Raw genomic sequence first — 17,013 nt, 5'->3', positions numbered from 1 at the left:
AACACAATGGCGAAGGGTGCCGGACCGATATTGGTCCGGCACCCTTCGCTGTCGCGCAAGCTCGTGCTCTTCACTCGGTTCATCCCCCTGTGCGTCATTTCCACCGCGGGAATGCAAGCAGCGCGCAACCAGACAGAGTCCAGCATCGTCCAGTGCAGGGTCCACGCACCGGCCGTCGGCCGGAGCTTGCGAAGGCCTTGAGTACTGCCACCCGAGCCCCTCGGGCATCTAGCTCGTTGAGGCCTTCCGGATTGGTACGAATTGGTTCTGCCGACTGGAATGATCCGTTGTTCTGGCCGATGCACCCCTATCCGCCCAGCTATCGCTGGTGAGCATTCTCGAGAAGACCGCAGCGAGCGCATTGGAAGCCAGGACATCCGGTGGCGCAACAGGGTCGGCAGCCCACTTCAATAGCGAGACCAAGAGGGTCGAACCAATGCAGTGAGCCAGCAAGCCCCAAGCGGCCCTTGAAGACAGGCCGAATCCCACACACCACCGGTAATCGCCGGCAATGCCGGGCGAATACGTGCCGGACGCCCATGGCCGAAACGGATGGCGGCCGAGGTCCGTTGCAACCAGCCGTTCGTCTAACTTGGATCACGACGCGAAGAAACCCTTGGTCCAGTTCATTATCTTGAACTGGACCAAGGGTTTTTGGATGGCTAATTAATTGACCATGCTGGAGTCCCATTCGCTGGAACGAGCAGAATCGATGGTCGCTTGGCCCAGCACGCGGCTGTCCTGGTAGACGACCATGGTCTGCCCCGGCGCGACTCCACGCATGCCTTCGGGAAGGTTGACAACCAACTCGTCGCGGCCTTCTTCCGAGCGCTCCATGTGAGCTACCGCGGGGACCGGATCGCCGTGCGCGCGCACCTGCACCATGCAGTCGAACTTGTCTCCGCTGAAAACTTCAGCGATCGGCAGGCCAGCCCAGGAAATGCGGATGCCGCGCAGCTGGTCCACAGCCAGCAGGGCCTCTGGACCGACGATGACCTTGTTGTCCTTCGGACGGATTTCCAAGACGAAGCGCGGCTTGCCGTCGGCGGCCGGGCGACCCAGTCGAAGACCCTTGCGCTGGCCAACCGTGAAGGCTTGGGCGCCTTCGTGCTCACCGAGCTGGTTGCCCTCGTGGTCAACGATCTCGCCTGGTTTCATCTCGATGCGTTCAGCCAGCCAACCGCGGGTATCGCCATCGGGAATGAAGCAGATGTCATAGCTATCTGGCTTGTTCGCCACGGTCAGTCCGCGCGCTGCGGCTTCGGCGCGAACTTCCGCCTTGGAGGGAGTCTCGGCTAGCGGGAACATGCAGTGTTCCAGCTGTTCGTGGGTCAGCACGCCCAAAACGTAGGACTGGTCCTTGGCCCAGTCTGCGGCTCGGTGCAGCTCCGGGTTGCCCTCGGAATCGCGCAGCACCTTGGCGTAGTGCCCGGTGCATACCGCGTCGAAGCCCAGGGCCAATGCCTTTTCCAGCAAGGCAGCGAACTTGATCTTCTCATTGCATCGCATGCAGGGATTCGGGGTGCGGCCAGCTTCGTATTCATCCACGAAGTCCTGCACCACGTCTTCTGCGAAGCGGTCCGAGAAGTCCCAGACGTAGTATGGGATGCCCAGCTTGTCGCAGGCACGCCATGCATCATTGGAGTCTTCCAAGGTGCAGCAACCGCGCGAACCGGTGCGAAGGGTCCCCGGCATGCGAGACAGGGCCAGGTGCACGCCGACCACATCATGGCCGGCTTCAACTGCGCGGGCCGCGGCTACCGCCGAGTCCACGCCTCCGGACATCGCTGCTAGTACTTTCATCGTGTAAAACCTGTTCCTGCCGTGTGGATGCTGCTTTCATCGGCTGCCATGCCAGCCTTCTTTGCCTGAGCATACGCTTGGGGCAAAGCCTCTAATAATGCGTCAACGTCGGCGCGTGTGGATGTATGCCCCAATGTGAAGCGTTGCACACTGCGCGAGGTGCGCGCATCGCGTCCCATAGCCAGCAAAACATGCGAAGGCTGCGGAACACCAGCGGTGCACGCCGAACCGGTGGATGATGCGATGCCAACCATGTCCAAGCCGAATAGCAAGGAGTCCCCCTCGCATTCCGGGAAGGTGAAGTGCAGATTGCCCGGGAGGCGCTGGCCCTCATTGCCCTGATCCCGTGGTCCGTTCAGCACCGCTTCCGGAATCAAGCCGGTGATCTTCTCAATCGCATATTCACGCAGTTCGCTCAGCCGCGCAGCTTCCTGCCGCAATCCAGAACGCACCGCGGTAGCCGCGGCGGCAAAGCCGGCCGCGTGGGCAGCATTCAAAGTTCCCGATCGCAGCTTGCGTTCGTGTCCACCGCCGTGCTGGACCGGGGTGAGCACAATATCGCGGCGAACCAGTAGCCCGCCGATGCCTACCGGGCCACCGATCTTATGCGCGCTAATCGCCATGGTGGCCAGATTCGAGGAGCCGAAGTCGACCGCGAGCGCACCAAAGGCCTGCACCGCATCCGAATGCACCGGGACCCCGTACTTGCCAGCTAGGGCAGCAAATTCACGGATCGGCTGAACGGTGCCGACTTCATTGTTGGCCCACATCAAGGTGGCCAAAGCGATCTGCTCGTGCTGCTCTTCAAATAGCTTTTCGGCCGCCTGCAGATCAACGACACCGTCTTCATCCACGGCGAGCCACAGCAAGGTGGCATTCTCATGGTCCTGCAGCCAGGTAGCCGTATCCAGGACCGCGTGGTGCTCAATGCCGGTGAGCACGATGGCCCGCGCCTGTTCATTGGCCGCCACGCGGTTCCAGAACAGTCCCTTCAGCGCCAAGTTATCCGATTCAGTCCCACCAGATGTGAAGATCAATTCGCTGGAGTGCGCCCCGGCGGCCATGGCGATAGCTTGGCGGGCATCATCCACCGCACGGTTGGCGCGACGTCCGGCCCCATGCAAAGAAGACGGGTTTCCGGTGCGGGAATACTGTTCGGTGATGGCAGCCAGAGCTGCTGGATTCAGATCGGTGGTTGCCGCGTGATCCAGGTATACGGCGGAAGTTTTCATAACACTTCAATGGTACGGGGTGGGGCGCCCTAGTTTGAATGGCCGATCCGTGTGAATTGGCCAACCTCAATGGCCTCCAGCGCCGGATTGTTCAAGACCGCCTCAATCAATGAAGCAGGACCACCCAGGATGGTGCAATCATCAAACGGTTCAGTCGACAGCATCCAGGAATGGTCCGCCGCAAACGCCAGCGCCGGGCGCTGGCGTTGGGCGCCGTCGGCAGTTCTCGCCCATTCGGGCTGCGCCAGGAACTCCGCGTCCGCTTCGAACAGGTGGTAGTTCCGGTATCCGCCACCCAGGTCGAACGGTTCTGCCTGGATGATCTCGGGGCCAAAGGCAGGTTTCTGCGCCTCGGCGAGCGCCAACTCGTACACCCGCTGGTTCTCGTCATCGCTCAATGCAGGATCCGGCTCGCGCTCAATCTGTATGCGTTCTCCGCCCTCGATAAATGCATAACCGGCCCACAAGCCCACCACGAACTTCTGGTCTTTGGCAGAAACCCGGACCATTTCGGCGGCTAGTGCTTGCCATTGCGATTCCGGGAGCTGGTCCAGCGGCAGGTCGGTATCTACCCAGGCGTCTTCGGTCGCAGGATTGCCTTGCGCGTCCAGTCCGGCCACGGTTTCAAAAAGATCCGCGGCGGTGATGATGTGCTTGCGGCTCTGTGCCACCGTCTCCCAGCGCACCAACTGGTCATCTTCATCCAGTGCTGGGTGAAGGATGCGGACGTAGCGTTCGTAGCCATGCGGGATCTGGGCTACTACCGTGCTGGGGTCGGCTGATGCACAAGCTGCGGCGATCCATTGCCCGTGGGCTGCGGAGAGGTGTGAAAACTGCATGGTCCAAGCCTAGCGAGAGCAACGGGCGGATTCCTCCTCCGAACCGTGGTCGGTGGTATGAATAGAGGAACAACTGATGACGTGTCGATTCCAGCTAAGGGAGCCTTCCTGCATGTTCAAGCCTGATTTCTTGGTTCCAGTCCATGATTTCTCCCAGCGCTCCCTGGATTTCTCACAGCGGATCGCGGTGATGGCCGTGATCAACCGCACCCCGGATTCTTTCTACGATGCCGGGTCGACCTTTGGCTTGGATGATGCTGTGGCCGCTGCCATGCGTGCGGTCGAGGCAGGTGCTGATTGGGTGGATATCGGCGGAGTCCCCTTCTCTCCGGGCCCGGAGCTCCCGTGGCAGGAGGAAGCAGAGCGAATTGTGCCGGTTATCCGTCAAGTGCGTAGCCGCAGTTCGGTGATTATTTCTGCAGACACTTTCCATCCACAGGTGGCGCAGGCTGCCATTGATGCCGGCGCTGATGTCATCAATGACACCACAGGCTTTTCCTATCCCGGTTTGGCCCGGGTGGTAGCCAAGAACAACGTGCATGTGGTGATCACCCATTCGCTAGCCAAGCCCCGCACCGTTTACCCTCGCCCTAGCTACGACGATGTGGTGGCCGAGATCCGCGAATATCTGCTGGAGAAAATCCAGATTGCGTTGGACGCTGGTGTTTCTCCGGCAAAGATCATTGTTGATCCGGGGCACGATCTGAACAAGAACACCCGCCACACTCTGGATTTGACCGCTGGGTTCCAGGCCTTTGCTGATTTGGGCTATCCGGCCTTGGCAGCGGTCTCGAACAAGGACTTCATCGGTGAAACCTTGAACTTGCCGAAGACTGAGCGCATGGTTGGTTCTATGGTGGCAGCAACGATCTGTGCCATGAACGGTGCCCGCATATTGCGGATGCACAATATTCCTGAATCGGTGCAGACAGTACGCCTGCTCGAAGCAGCACAAGGGTGGCGGGAGCCTGCCTACCAGATACACAACATGGGGGATATCAATCCTCCTGCTCACCCAGAACCCGAAGTCAGCAAGTAAGGAGTTTCCCAGATGCGTGCCCTGCTTCCCCAACCAGCAGATCAGGTTGATGACCAGTTCCTGCTTGAGCGCTATTCCAGCGAGCATCGCCCATTCGTGCGTTTCAACTTCGTCAGCAGCATTGACGGAAGTGCCCAGGTTGATGGGCTCTCCAAAGCATTGGGCTCTCCAGGCGATCAGAGGGTTTTCGCACTCTTGCGCCGGCTTGCCGACGTGATCATGGTGGGTGCTGGAACGGTTCGTGCCGAGGGCTACGAAGGCCAGCTCCTGTCCGCGGAGGACATGGCGTGGCGTATCGAACATGGCCTGCCGCCACAGCCCGTGCTGGCGCTCATTTCACGAGGATTGCATCTGGAGCCAACGGCCCCGGTGTTTGCCCAATCCCCGGTTCCGGTTCTGCTTTTCACCAGCGTTCAGGTCACCGACGAACAGCGTCGGTCCTTTGGACCCAATGCCACTCTCGTGCAGGTTTCCGAAACCGAGGGCGGGTGTGATCCGACCGAAATCATCGCATATCTGCATTCCAAGGGATACGGCTTCATCCACGCTGAAGGCGGTCCTCACGTTTTTGGGCAGTTCGCCTCGGCTGGCGCGGTGGATTCGGTTTGCATCAGCTACTCCCCTGTCCTTGTGGCAGGTGATGGCATGAGAATAGCGGTTCACGATCGGCAGGGGTTCCACGCCTTCGAGCTGCATTCCTTGTTTGAAGAGGACAGCATGCTCTTCTGCGACTATCGACTTAGGAAATCAGCTGGATCCCCGCGGGAATAACAGCTAGCTCAAAGGACCCGGCCCCCATGCATTCCCCGTCAGCATAGCTGTCCCGGGATGTCTCGATGCGGGCCCGCGTGAGGTTTGCGCTGACCTTCCATGGATGCGGCGCTCCGGTGAGGATCCTTGCCAGATACGGAAGGACACGCAGAATATTTGGTCCGCGTACGATAGCCAATTCCGCGGTACCGTCGGTGAAATCAGCATGCGGAAAGAGCTTGATGCCGCCACCAAGGGACTTGATATTCGCGACGCTGGCGGCCAGGACGCTTCCGCTGAATCGCAGCCCGTCGGCCCTCACCTCACTGGGGCATCCGCGCAGCTGGGGAAGGCACAGGATCAAACCGGCGATATACCGCAGTGCTCCCAGCTGCCGCGGCAACGCGTTGGCTTTCGCGTTGACGGTGGCTTCAAATCCCCAGGACACGGCACCCAGTGCATAGCGCGGTGTTCTGCCGGCCTGGTCAAACCGCAGCTCCAGCACGTCAATGGGCATAGTTGCTCCCGGCTGCTTGCAAAACGCAATCACCTTGGCCAAGGATTCTTCTGCATTCGCGTCCCCTGTCATGCGCCAGAAGTCATTGCCGCTGCCTGCGGGGATGACACCGATGGGAATCGAAGTTCCCGCAACGTGCTGGATGCAGTGGTGGATCAGCCCATCACCGCCAATGATGACGATCGCCCGCGAAGCTCTGAGCTGGTCCCCCACCAGTTCCACGCTCGTCCTTGAAGTATCAACTAGCCCATGTTCCAGCCCGAGCTTGCCAAGCGCGTAGGCAAGCTGCTGGGCAAGGCGCATCCCCCGGCCTCGGCCTGAGGCGGGGTGGAAGATGACGCGGATTTCTGCGGTGCGACCAAACGAGCTCATGACCATAGAGATTACCCAGCAACTTGACGCTTCTACAAAGAATTTGCTGGGTTGGATTCGCTAAACTGGGGAACACTGGCCATCCGGTCTTTTTCACCGAGAGGATTCCTCCGTTCAATGAGTACACCAAGCCCATACGAAATTCTTGGTGTCGCGCCTACTGCGAGCATGGAAGATATCAAGGTCGCTTACCGAAGGGCCGCTCGCGCGACCCATCCCGATCTCGGTGGCAGCGAAGAAAAGTTCAAAGAAGTACAGCGCGCTTTCCAGCAGCTCAGCGAGATGGCGTCTCCGCTGGGTTATGAGCAGACCTTCCAGTCTCCGGGCAACGCTCCACGCGCCGGGTTCAGCGCCCGTCCTTTTGACGAGCGCCTGCGCAAGAGCCCTCAGCAGCCCAAGGCGCAGTTGCCCACCGAATATGTTCCACCGTTCTCGGATACGTCTCCTACATTGCTGGACAGAAAAGTCTGTGAGCAGCGCGTTCATGGAGAACCCCGAAAACGCGGTCTGTTCTCCAACCGTGCACGGCTGATCCGCGAGGCGCAGACCATCAACCTGCTTTCCAAGAACGTCCTGAATATCTTGCCAGCTGCCCGTTTGGTCAACGGCCTGCGTTCGCCCGCGTCGGGGCACTACGATCATGTGCTGATTGCCGGTTACCGCATGGCGGTGATCAATACGATGACTCTGCCCGATGGCTACTATTCATTCGATGGCAATGTCTTGCGCCACGGCAATAAACTGACGCAGCCTCCGCAGTTCTCCATCTCCGGTTTGCAACGGCAATTCATGCAGATGAACGTAGTTGCGTTCACCTTGGTGCTTTCTGCCAACGGCAATCACCACGAACCGGTCATTGAGTACCGGCGCAATGCCGATCCAACACTTGCATCGACTCCGAATGTGCTCAATGCAGCGGGATTGATTCGCGAGTTGAAACTCTTCTTGGGCTCTGGCCCATCGCCGAATGTCGTCGATCGCCTAGCCCTGGCGCAGTTACGTGAAGCGATGTACTAAGGTCAATGGCCTATTTCTTGTTGGTGAGAGCTTAAACTGGTTGAGTGTTTCGTATCGTTTTCAATGCCCCAGAGATCCCGGGTAATTCCGGCAACGCTATCCGACTAGCCGCCATCACCGGCGCAGAACTGCATTTGGTCAAGCCATTAGGCTTCAACTTCGAGGATGCCAACCTGCGTCGCGCAGGATTGGACTACCACGATCTGGCTTACGTCACGGTGCATGAAAATCTTGACGCAGCCTTTGAAGCACTGGGAGAAGGCCGGGTCTTTGCCTTCACATCCGAAGGAACTACTGTCTATTCGGATATCAGCTACGAGGCCAGCGACATCCTGCTCTTCGGCCGTGAATCGGTTGGCTTGAGCGCAGAAGACAAGAAGCATCCGCGCATCAACGACCTGGTCCGCTTGCCGATGCTTCCAGGCCGCCGATCGATGAATCTGGCCAATACCGCTTCGGTGGTAGCATTCGAAGCTTGGCGCCAGCACGGCTTCGCTGGCGCATAAAGTACCAGCCAGCCCGCGCCACGCATACAGCTTTACCTAATCTTTATAAAGTAGGCTCGAGTCTGTACCCGCAGTTTTCGGGTATTGAACTGTGCCGACTACATTTCGGGAGAATCCAAGACAATGAACGGTAGCCATTCTCAGCACCGCGACGAGCCCCAGGACGAGAACCTGGGTCTAGATCTGGTGAGCCAAGTGGCCAGCAGTTCACGTGCAGCCAAGAAAAAGCCTAAGCGCTGGATCTTCGCTGTCACGGGACTTGCCATCATCGTTGTCCTAGCGGTGGTCATTTTCTCCCTGCTCAATGGAGGCACCAAGGCGTCCAAAGCATCCAAGGCCGATGATGCAGTCACCGAGACCGTCGAATTGAAGAGCGGCGGCCAAGCGGTGCTCAGCTCGTCGAAGTCCGAAAGCGCTGTGGGTGTCGAGCTCTCCGAGCTGCCTGCCCTGGACGGTTCGGAACAGTACGTTGCATGGGCCGTGCATGAGTCCGGCAGCGTCTCCGTGATCGTTTCCAGCACCGGTGAAGATGCCGCGGCTGGGCTGTCTCCAGCTGAAGACGTGATTGCCCTCCACATCACCATTGAGGGATCCAAGATCCCTGACGCTCCATCTGAAGATGCTGAAGCATCGGTCGACCTGCCACTGGCTCAAGACAAGGCACCGGAAGACGAGAGCTAGCAGCTCACCTCTGGCCAGCCAAAAAGTTCGGGGCGAAGATCAATTCTTGATCTTCGCCCCGAACTTTTCCGGTCTGCTTTGCCTGGATACTCAGAACCCGGCTATCGTGTCGCGGGCGTTCACGGCAACTGCGTGGAATGCTTCGGCAAGCTTGCCCTTTCCCAGCTGGCCACGCTCGGCGTTTTCCTCGCACTGCTGCAAAACGTAGTTTTCCATGGCGGCAACATCCGGGTGCTGGGTGAAGTGCGAACGCAAGGCGTCCATCTTCTTCTCGAAGAATTCGGTGATGTCCACATAGGCGTTCTCGCGTTCCTGCGGAGCCCCGCACAACCAGAGCCAAGGCACCTTGTAGGCTTCCAGTCCTTCGCCATGCAGCAGCTCCGGGTAGGAGAACGGATTCTCCACCGCCGGGTAGATCGCACGGGTGACCGCTTCACCGCAGGCCAGATGGTCTGGGTGCGAGGCCTGTATCCGATCCCACTTGCGCTCCGGGTGCATTGCAATCACGATGGTTGGCTTCACCTGGCGCATCAGCCGGACCACCTTGCGCATGACATCGTGGTTGGCTTCCAGGAAGCCATCGCGTTCGCCAAGGAAGTGGACCGTTTTCACACCCACCTTGGCGGCGGCCTGTTTCTGCTCTTCGTGGCGCAGCTTAGCCGTTTCCTCAGGATCCCGGTCATCAAAACCGCCGGCGTCGCCGTCAGTCATGATGCAATACTGAACCTCTGCCCCCGCCGCGGTCAGGGCCGCTACCGTCCCGGCTGCCCCAAAGTCCAGATCATCGGGATGGGCGCCGAAGGCCAGGACCCGTTGGGCGCCTGCACCAATGAATTGCGCTGTATCGATCATGCCTTGCGACGTCGAATCTCTTCGGCGGCCTGCGGCAGGACCTTGGCCAGGTCACCAACGATACCCAGGTCTGCGATCTCGAACACCGGGGCGTCGACATCCTTGTTGATCGCGATGATGAACTTGCTGGTCTGCATTCCGGCCTTCTGCTGTATCGCTCCCGAGATGCCGGCAGAGATGTACAGCTGCGGTGCGACGGTGGCACCGGTCTGGCCGATCTGCGCATCGTGCGAGATCCAGCCGGCATCGGTAGCTGCACGAGAAGCGCCCACGGCAGCTCCCAGGGCATCGGCAAGGTCTTCAACCGGGCCGAAGTCTCCGTTGACACCACGACCACCAGCAACCACGACGCGCGCTTCGGTCAGGGCAGGTCGATCACTTGCGACTTTCGCCTCCGTCGCAGCAATCCGGACCTTGGCATCGTTGGAGTTCTCCAAAGCCAATTCCTCAACTGCCAAGGCGGTGCTGGAGGCCGCTGGCGCGTCTTCGATGCTGTTCGGCTTCAAGGTGGCAAACAGGGTGCCGTTGGTTGCCCTGGCCTGAACGCTGTAGCTTCCTGCCAGTTCATCCTTGGTAGCTACAAGATCCCCGCTGATGCCAATGACGTCGGTGATAATCGCACCGTTGCGGCGCACAGCCAAACGGGCACCGAGCTCACGGCTGAAATTGTCATTAGCAAGCAAGACCAATTCGGCGGCAGTAGCCTGCACGGCTGCGTCAAGCACGGAAATTTCGTGCTGGCCGAAAACTGGGGCATCGCCGGAGGCGGTGAATAGCTTCACCACGCCATAGGAAGCGAGAACCTGCTGGGCTTCGTCGCTGACTTGGTTGGCAACGGCCACGGCCGGGTTCTCGAAACCAGAGACCAGGGTCAGCAGTTCGCGCTGGGCTTTGGAGGGAGCCGCGGAAAGCTCAGTGAAAAATACTAGTGCTGAAGGCATGTTCAATATTCCTTAGATCAGCTTCTGTTCGGCCAAGAAATCAACCAAGGCGATACCTGCCTGGCCGCTGTCGTTGATGACCGTTCCGGCTTCGCGCGCAGGGCGGGCTTCAGCTGCGATAACTTCGGTGTTCGAGCCGAGGACGCCGACCGCGGCTGCATCCAGGCCGATAGCGGCCAGGTCCAGCTCGGTGACAGTCTTCTTCTTGGCAGCCATGATGGCCTTGAAATTCGGGTAGCGCGGCTCGTTGGCCTGGTCGGTGACCGAGAGCACTGCCGGCAGGTTCGCCTTCAGGGTCAAAGTGCGGTCCAGGTGATCACGCTTAATGGCCAGTTCACGCTGTGCGGCATCGAACTCAACGGCCAGCGCGTGAGTCAGCTGCGCAAAGCCCAGCCGTTCTGCGAGCTGGGCTGGAACGACCGAGGTTTCAGCGTCGGTCGAGGACATCCCGGTAATAACCAGGTCCACGTTGCCGGCATGCTCAACCAGCGCCGCAAGCGCTTTCGACGTGGCGACGGTGTCGGAACCGGCCAAGGCGTCATCGTTCAGATGCAGCCCTGAGCTGGCACCCATCTGCAGGGCCTTCTTGACGGAGTTGCCCGATCCCTTGCCGCCCATGGTCGCGGCGATGACTTCATGCCCGGCGGTGAATCCGCCGTTGGCTTCCACGATGGAAACAGCAGCTTCCACGGCGTATTCGTCAAGTTCGGAGAGTACTGATTCTGCACGGTCAAGGCGCAGCGTTCCCGAATCGATATGACGGTCAAATTGAACATCTGGGACGTGTTTGACCAGGACCACTATTTTCAGTGGAGTGGTGCTTTCCTCGCTCATTCGCGCCTTCCTACGAGCTTCGATGCCCGCACCGGTGCGGGGCACCGGGGCAGGCTAATTCCTTCAGTGTCTATCGTATCGACACAATGCAGTTCACTGGGTGTTTATCGCTCTCAGATCAACAAGTGACGCGGGCTAGTCGATCACCAGCCCGCGACACTTGTTTCACAGCGTCATCATGACGATTTGTTTAGTTATTTGACAGCGCTCCGACAGTTGCTGTTGCGGTCTGTTCCTTGCCATTGCGAAGGTAGCTGATTTCCACTTCTCCCCCGGCGGGAATCTCGCGGATGGCCGCGGTCACGGTCTGCGAGTCCTGGACTGCACGGCCGTTGACGCCGGTGATCACGTCACCGGACTTCAGGCCGGCCTTATCAGCTGCCGAGTCAGGGCTAATTTCAACAACGCGGGCACCCACCGAGAACGCCGAAGCGTTCTGCTGGTTGGATCCAGCTGCGCCCTGCGGGGTCACCGTGGCTCCGAGCAGGCCGTGGGTAGCCACGCCGTTATCGATCAGTTCCTGGGCAACACGCTTTGCGTAGTCGATAGGGATCGCGAAGCCCACGCCAATCGATCCGCCTTCTTCACTGTTACCTGCCGAGGCAATAGCAACGTTGACACCGATGATTTCACCATTGGCGTTGACCAATGCGCCGCCGGAGTTGCCGTGGTTGATCGCCGCGTCAGTCTGGATGACGTTTACGTAGATCGAACCGCTTGAACGCTGCTGCTCTTGTTCCTGTCCCGGGAACTGGAAGTTGAATTGGTTGCCATCCCCGCCCTCGCTCTGGTCACTTTCCTTCGGAACGGCCGAAGAAGCGATGGAGATGGTGCGGTTCAAGGTGGAAATGATGCCGTCGGTGACGGTGCCGCTTAGACCCAGCGGCGCGCCGATAGCGACAGCGGTATCCCCGACATTCAGCTCGGCCGAGGAACCCACGGTGGCAGGCACCAGGCCGTCGGCCTGGATATTGATGACTGCCAGGTCCGATAGAGGATCTGTGCCTACCACGGTGGCACTATGCACTGAACCGTCGTTCATCTGGACCGAAATTTTGGGATTGGCAACTTCGCCACCCAGGGTAACCACGTGGGTGTTGGTCAGAATATTGCCCTTGTCGTCCATGACGATGCCCGATCCGGAACCGCCCGAACCGTTGCCGGAAACCTCGATGGTCACCACGCTGGGGCTTGCCTTGGCGGCAGCCGCGGTGACTTCGGTGACCTTGTCCGGGTTGTTGATCACCACGCCCTCACGCGGCGAACTGCTCACCGAGGAAGACCCCGCGTCGTCATTCATCAGGTAGGTCGTGCCAGCGGCAGTGACGCCACCTACCAAGGCCGCGGCAACCATTCCGGCGATGAGCGTGCTGCCAGAGAAGGACTTCTTGTCCTTGGAAGGCTTCTCGGGCGGGATCGGGTAATTCGCAGGCTCGTTGGACGGAAGGCCGTAAGGGGAACCGTAGGGAGAGCCGCTCTGGACTTGCTGGGCGTCGGAATTCTGTCCGTGGGAGTGGGCCGCGTTCTGCGTTCTGTCAACGGACGGCGCGGGGTAAACGCTGGTTGGATTCTCGCTGGCGCTTGGAGCCTGATTCACTCGCGGGTAGCGCACCGTAGGTTCGGCCGAAGCAATTGGGTCGTTATTGGTGTCGTTAATTGGCTCTGCTGAATCTGGCTCTGCTGAATCGCCCGCATCGTTCCCACGTGGCTCATTCGGTGTCTGGCTCATGGCTTGCCTCTTTCGAACTGTCGAATCTCTTGAGTTCTATTATCCAACTCTGGTCTGTGGCATCGAATTGTGGTGTCTGAGCACCGGCTGTGAGTTAACTATTCTGCCAGCTGAATGTCGTAGACGTTGTTCATTAGGGCAAATAGAATCAATCATAAGTGTGAACCCAATCTCGGGGATCACCAGATCGGGATTCTCCCGATTTTAGATTGACTGATGCATTTCAGGTGGGGAACAAGACATGCGTATGAAAGCTCGACGGCTCATTGCTGGAGCAATATTGGCAACGGTAGCCTCTTTCGGCTTATCGGCACCTGCGATGGCTGAATCGCCTGTAACGATTCCACCTGGCGACTTCGTCGTCGATTCTTCAGGCGTGCTCGGCTCCGACGAAGCGCGTTTGGAATCCGAAATTAAGGAACTTCGCAGCAATACCGGACTAAACCTGTTTGCGATATTCGTCGACGAGTTCTCCAACCCAGACCAGGCAGATCAATGGGCTGCCGAAGTTGCCAACCAAAAGGGTTTGGGCAGCGCTGACTCCATCCTGGTGGTGGCAACCGAGACCCGCCAAGCATATTTTGCTGGCGCCGAAGGCGGTCCGATTGCCAAAGCCGATACTGAAATCTACAGCAGCCAAATCAGCCCGGCACTCAGTGAGAAAAACTGGGCCGGTGCAGTCGAGGGGGCCATCGCTGGCATGCGCAGCGTTGAAGGTGGAGGCAGCCCAGATGGTTCATCCTCTGGCGGTGGTTTCCTAACCGTCGTACTGGCCATTGGTGCCGTTGCTGTGGTTGGGTTCCTTTTCCTTTCACGGCGCAGCAAGAAGAAGACCGCGCAGCTCGGCCAGAGCCAAGGCCAACACCCAGGACAGTACGGCGCCCCTGCTCCGCAGCAGCAACTGGTCCCCCTGGACAAGCTCCGTTTGCAGGCAGACCAATTGCTGGTGGCTGCAGATGACTCGATCCGTTCTTCGCAGCAAGAATTGGGCTTCGCCGAAGCACAATACGGCAAGCAGGCTGTCCAGGTCTATGTGGAGGATATTGAACAAGCCAAGAACCACCTGACTGAATCTTTCCGCCTGCAGCAGCAGTTGGATGACGATATCCCCGATACCGAGCAAGATCAGCGTTCATGGTTGAATGAAATCATCGACCGTTGCCAGAAGGTCAACAGTTCCCTGCAGGCCCATGCCGACGAGTTCAAGCAATTGCGCCAGCTGGAGCAGAATGCCGAGGATCGCATTACAGAGGTATCGGCGAACCAGGAACCGCTCAACCAGAGGCTGTCGGCCCGCGTGGCAGACTTGGAACGCCTTGCCGGCCAATATGACGCCAGCGCAGTATCGCAGATCAAGGACAACGCCGACCAGGCCGCCGAGCGCCTGACCTTTGCTTCTTCCGCCTTGAAGCAGGCATCAGAGAAACTGGCCACTGACCGATCCAATGCCGCGATCTTGATCCAGAATGCGGAAGAAGCCCACGACCAGGCCGATGTACTGCTCAAGGCCATCAACAAGGCTGGCGAAGCCTTGGGGCAGGCCCAGCAAGACTTGAAGTCCGCAATGGCGCTGGCCGAACGCGACCTGGCTCAAGCGAACGCCTTCGTGGGCAACGGAGCAAATCCCCGCCTTTCCAGCGCCGCGGCCGGTGTCGAAAGCACTCTGGCGAATACCAAGCAAGCACTGAGCAGCGGCAAATACAACCCGCTGGCTTTGATCACCCAGCTCGATGAGTCCGTTCGCCCGCTTTCAGAAGCTCTTTCAAGTACGCGTAACCAGGCCCAGCAGGAACAATCAGCCCGTGCACAACTGGATTCGTTGCTGCACACCGCAGCGTCGCGCATCAGCGGTACCGACGATTACATCCGTGCCCGTCGCGGCGGCGTCCGCTCTTCAGCTCGAACCCGCCTTGCTGAGGCCCAGCGCACCTTCGATGAGGCGCGCTCGCTTTCTGGCAGCGATCCGCTGCGTGCTGTAGGTTCCGCACAGCGTGCCATTCAGCTAGCTGACCAAGCTGCGCAGATGGCCGAAAGCGACGTCAGCGGATTCGACGGCTTCGGCGACTCGCGCGGTTACGGGAACTACGGCCGTGGCCGCGGGGGCGGGATGTTTGATGGCATCGGTGGCGCGATGCTCGGAGGCATCCTGATCAATACCATCCTCGGCGGCGGAGGCCATGGCGGTCATTCCGATGGCGGCGACGGTGGAGGTTTCTTTGGCGGGGGCGGCTTCGGTGGCTTCGGTGGCGGCGGAGGCGGCTTTGGAGGAGGTGACTTCGGAGGCGGAGGAGGCGGCAACTTCTAGCTTGCCGGACCAGTTTCACCAGAAGGTTTCAAGTTCATAGTGTTTTCTTGACGGACAGAAAGGTCCAACCATGATCAAGCAGTCAATCTTCGGACGCATTTCCCAGTTGGCCAAGGCCAATATCAATGCAATGCTCGACTCAGCTGAAGATCCCCAGAAAATGATGGATCAGATGGTGCGCGACTACAACGACAATATTGCTGAAGCAGAGCAGGCGATTGCCCAGACCATCGGCAACTTGCGCATGCTGGAAGACGACTTCCGCGAAGACGAGCAGGCAGCTTCCGAGTGGGGCAACAAGGCTCTGGCAGCATCCAACAAGGCAGAAGAGTTCCGTGTTGCAGGCAATGCCGATGATGCCTCGAAGTTCGACAACTTGGCTAAGGTCGCCATCCAGCGCCAGATGCAGGCCGAGTCCGAGATGAAGACCGCCGAGCCGACGATCGCTTCGCAACGCGAGATCGTGGACAAGCTCAAAAGCGGCTTGAACATGATGAAGGAAAAGCGTACCGAACTGGCAAGCAAGCGCGACGAGCTGGTCGCCCGTTCCAAGTCGGCACACGCTCAAAACCAGGTCAATGAAGCCATCAAGTCCGTGAACATCATGGATCCGTCCAGCGAAATTGGTCGCTTCGAAGAAAAGGTTCGTCGCGAAGAAGCCCGCGTTCGCGGTGCTGCAGAATTGCAGGCATCAAGCCTGGACTCCCAGTTCGAGTCTTTGGAAGATCTGGGTGAGCAGACCGAGGTGGAAGCCCGTCTGGCCGCTCTGAAGGCCAAACAAACCGATGCTTTGGAGAGCTAAACTTTCTGCTCTCTGAACTGTCTCAATTGGCTGGCATTGCGAAAGCATTGCCAGCCAACTTCATTAATGCATAAACCAAAAGCGGAGACCCTTCCGGATCTCCGCTTCCACTTTCGTGGCGGGGAGAGGATTTGAACCTCTGACCTCCGGGTTATGAGCCCGGCGAGCTACCGAACTGCTCCACCCCGCGTCGGTAAATACAACATTACCAATCAGTGAATGACTTGGCCAATCCTGGGATAGTGCATTGCGTCACCAAGAGACCCCTGGCTCGTGAAGCAGGGAAATCGCCCCACTCCCCACGGCATCTCCCCAGGGGCAAGGGAAAACTTTTCAGGACCATCCGGCGGGCTCGAAACAAAATCAACGCCATGGGTCCGCTGCCTGTCCGCCTCGGCCCAGTGGATGCGGACATATTAGTTGCTCCCCCATCGGGAAGTCGATCATGTGCCTACTGGCGCTTGGCCACGCTCACCCGTTGGCGCCGTCCTGAGAAATCCGGTTAAACCAAAAACGGAGACCCTTCCGGATCTCCGTTTCCACTTTCGTGGCGGGGAGAGGATTTGAACCTCTGACCTCCGGGTTATGAGCCCGGCGAGCTACCGAACTGCTCCACCCCGCGTCGGTAAATACAATATTACCAATCAGTGAATGACTTGGCCAATCCTGGGATAGTGCATTGCATCACCAGGACACCCCTGGCTCGTGAAGCAGGGCAACCGCCCAACTCTGCACAGGTTCTCCCCCGGATGAAGGGATTGCTTTTCAGACCCATCCGGCGAGCTTGAAATAAA

General features: G+C 59.0%; 15 protein-coding genes and 2 tRNA genes. 7 read left to right on the top strand and 10 right to left on the bottom strand.

Annotated elements, in window-relative coordinates:
• Positions 1-666 precede the first annotated feature (666 nt).
• Genes mnmA through ACIQTS_RS01725 form a run of 3 tightly spaced genes read right to left on the bottom strand, consistent with a single transcriptional unit; the run spans position 667 to position 3,874 of the window.
• Positions 667-1,803, bottom strand: coding sequence for a tRNA 2-thiouridine(34) synthase MnmA (gene mnmA / locus ACIQTS_RS01735; protein WP_332730890.1), 1,137 nt, complete (start codon positions 1,801-1,803; stop codon positions 667-669).
• Positions 1,800-3,035: a cysteine desulfurase family protein gene (locus ACIQTS_RS01730; RefSeq protein WP_105656832.1), complete on the bottom strand. Its 1,236-nt coding sequence runs from the start codon at positions 3,033-3,035 to the stop codon at positions 1,800-1,802. Before ACIQTS_RS01730 ends, mnmA begins: the two co-directional genes overlap by 4 nt.
• A gap of 29 nt (positions 3,036-3,064) precedes the next feature.
• On the bottom strand, positions 3,065-3,874 hold the full coding sequence (locus ACIQTS_RS01725) for a hypothetical protein (RefSeq protein WP_400288311.1): 810 nt from the start codon (positions 3,872-3,874) through the stop codon (positions 3,065-3,067).
• Positions 3,875-3,986: 112 nt separating this feature from the next.
• On the opposite strand from ACIQTS_RS01725, the gene folP reads away from it, so the two are divergent.
• Entirely contained in the window at positions 3,987-4,913 is a 927-nt protein-coding gene (folP, locus tag ACIQTS_RS01720) for a dihydropteroate synthase (RefSeq protein ID WP_402470770.1), read from the top strand.
• 12 nt (positions 4,914-4,925) lie between these two features.
• Entirely contained in the window at positions 4,926-5,684 is a 759-nt protein-coding gene (locus ACIQTS_RS01715; RefSeq protein WP_105661497.1) for a pyrimidine reductase family protein, read from the top strand.
• Here the strand turns inward: ACIQTS_RS01715 and ACIQTS_RS01710 are convergent.
• A complete protein-coding gene (locus ACIQTS_RS01710; RefSeq protein WP_400288315.1) occupies positions 5,653-6,552 on the bottom strand; it encodes a diacylglycerol/lipid kinase family protein in 900 nt (299 codons plus the stop codon). The genes ACIQTS_RS01715 and ACIQTS_RS01710 overlap by 32 nt on opposite strands.
• A gap of 117 nt (positions 6,553-6,669) precedes the next feature.
• Here ACIQTS_RS01710 and ACIQTS_RS01705 point away from each other — a divergent pair, with 117 nt between their 5' ends.
• From ACIQTS_RS01705 to ACIQTS_RS01695, 3 genes are all read left to right on the top strand, one after another.
• Positions 6,670-7,569 (top strand): J domain-containing protein, encoded by a 900-nt coding sequence (locus ACIQTS_RS01705; protein ID WP_105656837.1) that lies wholly within the window; start codon positions 6,670-6,672, stop codon positions 7,567-7,569.
• A 44-nt stretch (positions 7,570-7,613) separates the two neighbouring features.
• A complete protein-coding gene (locus tag ACIQTS_RS01700) occupies positions 7,614-8,075 on the top strand; it encodes a tRNA (cytidine(34)-2'-O)-methyltransferase (protein ID WP_105656838.1) in 462 nt (153 codons plus the stop codon).
• Positions 8,076-8,198: 123 nt separating this feature from the next.
• Positions 8,199-8,756 carry a hypothetical protein gene (locus ACIQTS_RS01695; RefSeq protein ID WP_402470765.1) on the top strand — a complete coding sequence of 186 codons (558 nt, stop codon included), beginning with the start codon at positions 8,199-8,201 and terminating at the stop codon, positions 8,754-8,756.
• 90 nt (positions 8,757-8,846) lie between these two features.
• On the opposite strand, the gene ACIQTS_RS01690 is transcribed toward ACIQTS_RS01695, so the two are convergent.
• The 4 genes from ACIQTS_RS01690 to ACIQTS_RS01675 all read right to left on the bottom strand — a co-directional run bounded on the left by ACIQTS_RS01690 (position 8,847) and on the right by ACIQTS_RS01675 (position 13,112).
• Positions 8,847-9,608 (bottom strand): PIG-L deacetylase family protein, encoded by a 762-nt coding sequence (locus tag ACIQTS_RS01690; protein ID WP_105661499.1) that lies wholly within the window; start codon positions 9,606-9,608, stop codon positions 8,847-8,849.
• The gene (locus ACIQTS_RS01685; protein WP_402470762.1) at positions 9,605-10,549 is read right to left on the bottom strand and encodes an electron transfer flavoprotein subunit alpha/FixB family protein; all 945 of its coding nucleotides are present in this window, start codon (positions 10,547-10,549) and stop codon (positions 9,605-9,607) included. Before ACIQTS_RS01685 ends, ACIQTS_RS01690 begins: the two co-directional genes overlap by 4 nt.
• A gap of 12 nt (positions 10,550-10,561) precedes the next feature.
• Positions 10,562-11,383 (bottom strand): electron transfer flavoprotein subunit beta/FixA family protein, encoded by an 822-nt coding sequence (locus tag ACIQTS_RS01680; RefSeq protein WP_400288321.1) that lies wholly within the window; start codon positions 11,381-11,383, stop codon positions 10,562-10,564.
• A gap of 190 nt (positions 11,384-11,573) precedes the next feature.
• Positions 11,574-13,112: a S1C family serine protease gene (locus ACIQTS_RS01675; protein ID WP_400288322.1), complete on the bottom strand. Its 1,539-nt coding sequence runs from the start codon at positions 13,110-13,112 to the stop codon at positions 11,574-11,576.
• 319 nt (positions 13,113-13,431) lie between these two features.
• On the opposite strand from ACIQTS_RS01675, the gene ACIQTS_RS01670 reads away from it, so the two are divergent.
• Together ACIQTS_RS01670 and ACIQTS_RS01665 are read left to right on the top strand one after the other, a co-directional pair.
• The gene (locus tag ACIQTS_RS01670; RefSeq protein WP_402470759.1) at positions 13,432-15,417 is read left to right on the top strand and encodes a TPM domain-containing protein; all 1,986 of its coding nucleotides are present in this window, start codon (positions 13,432-13,434) and stop codon (positions 15,415-15,417) included.
• A gap of 70 nt (positions 15,418-15,487) precedes the next feature.
• The gene (locus ACIQTS_RS01665) at positions 15,488-16,219 is read left to right on the top strand and encodes a PspA/IM30 family protein (protein ID WP_105656844.1); all 732 of its coding nucleotides are present in this window, start codon (positions 15,488-15,490) and stop codon (positions 16,217-16,219) included.
• Between the two features lie 116 nt (positions 16,220-16,335).
• On the opposite strand, the gene ACIQTS_RS01660 is transcribed toward ACIQTS_RS01665, so the two are convergent.
• Together ACIQTS_RS01660 and ACIQTS_RS01655 are read right to left on the bottom strand one after the other, a co-directional pair.
• A tRNA-Met gene (locus ACIQTS_RS01660) sits at positions 16,336-16,409 on the bottom strand.
• A 358-nt stretch (positions 16,410-16,767) separates the two neighbouring features.
• A tRNA-Met gene (locus tag ACIQTS_RS01655) sits at positions 16,768-16,841 on the bottom strand.
• Between the last annotated feature and the right edge of the window lie 172 nt (positions 16,842-17,013).

Source organism: Glutamicibacter sp. NPDC090743 (assembly GCF_044769125.1).
Classification (GTDB): Bacteria; Actinomycetota; Actinomycetes; order Actinomycetales; family Micrococcaceae; genus Glutamicibacter.
The sequence above is the reverse complement of the archived record's forward strand: the minus strand, read 5'-3'. Positions and strand labels throughout refer to the sequence as shown.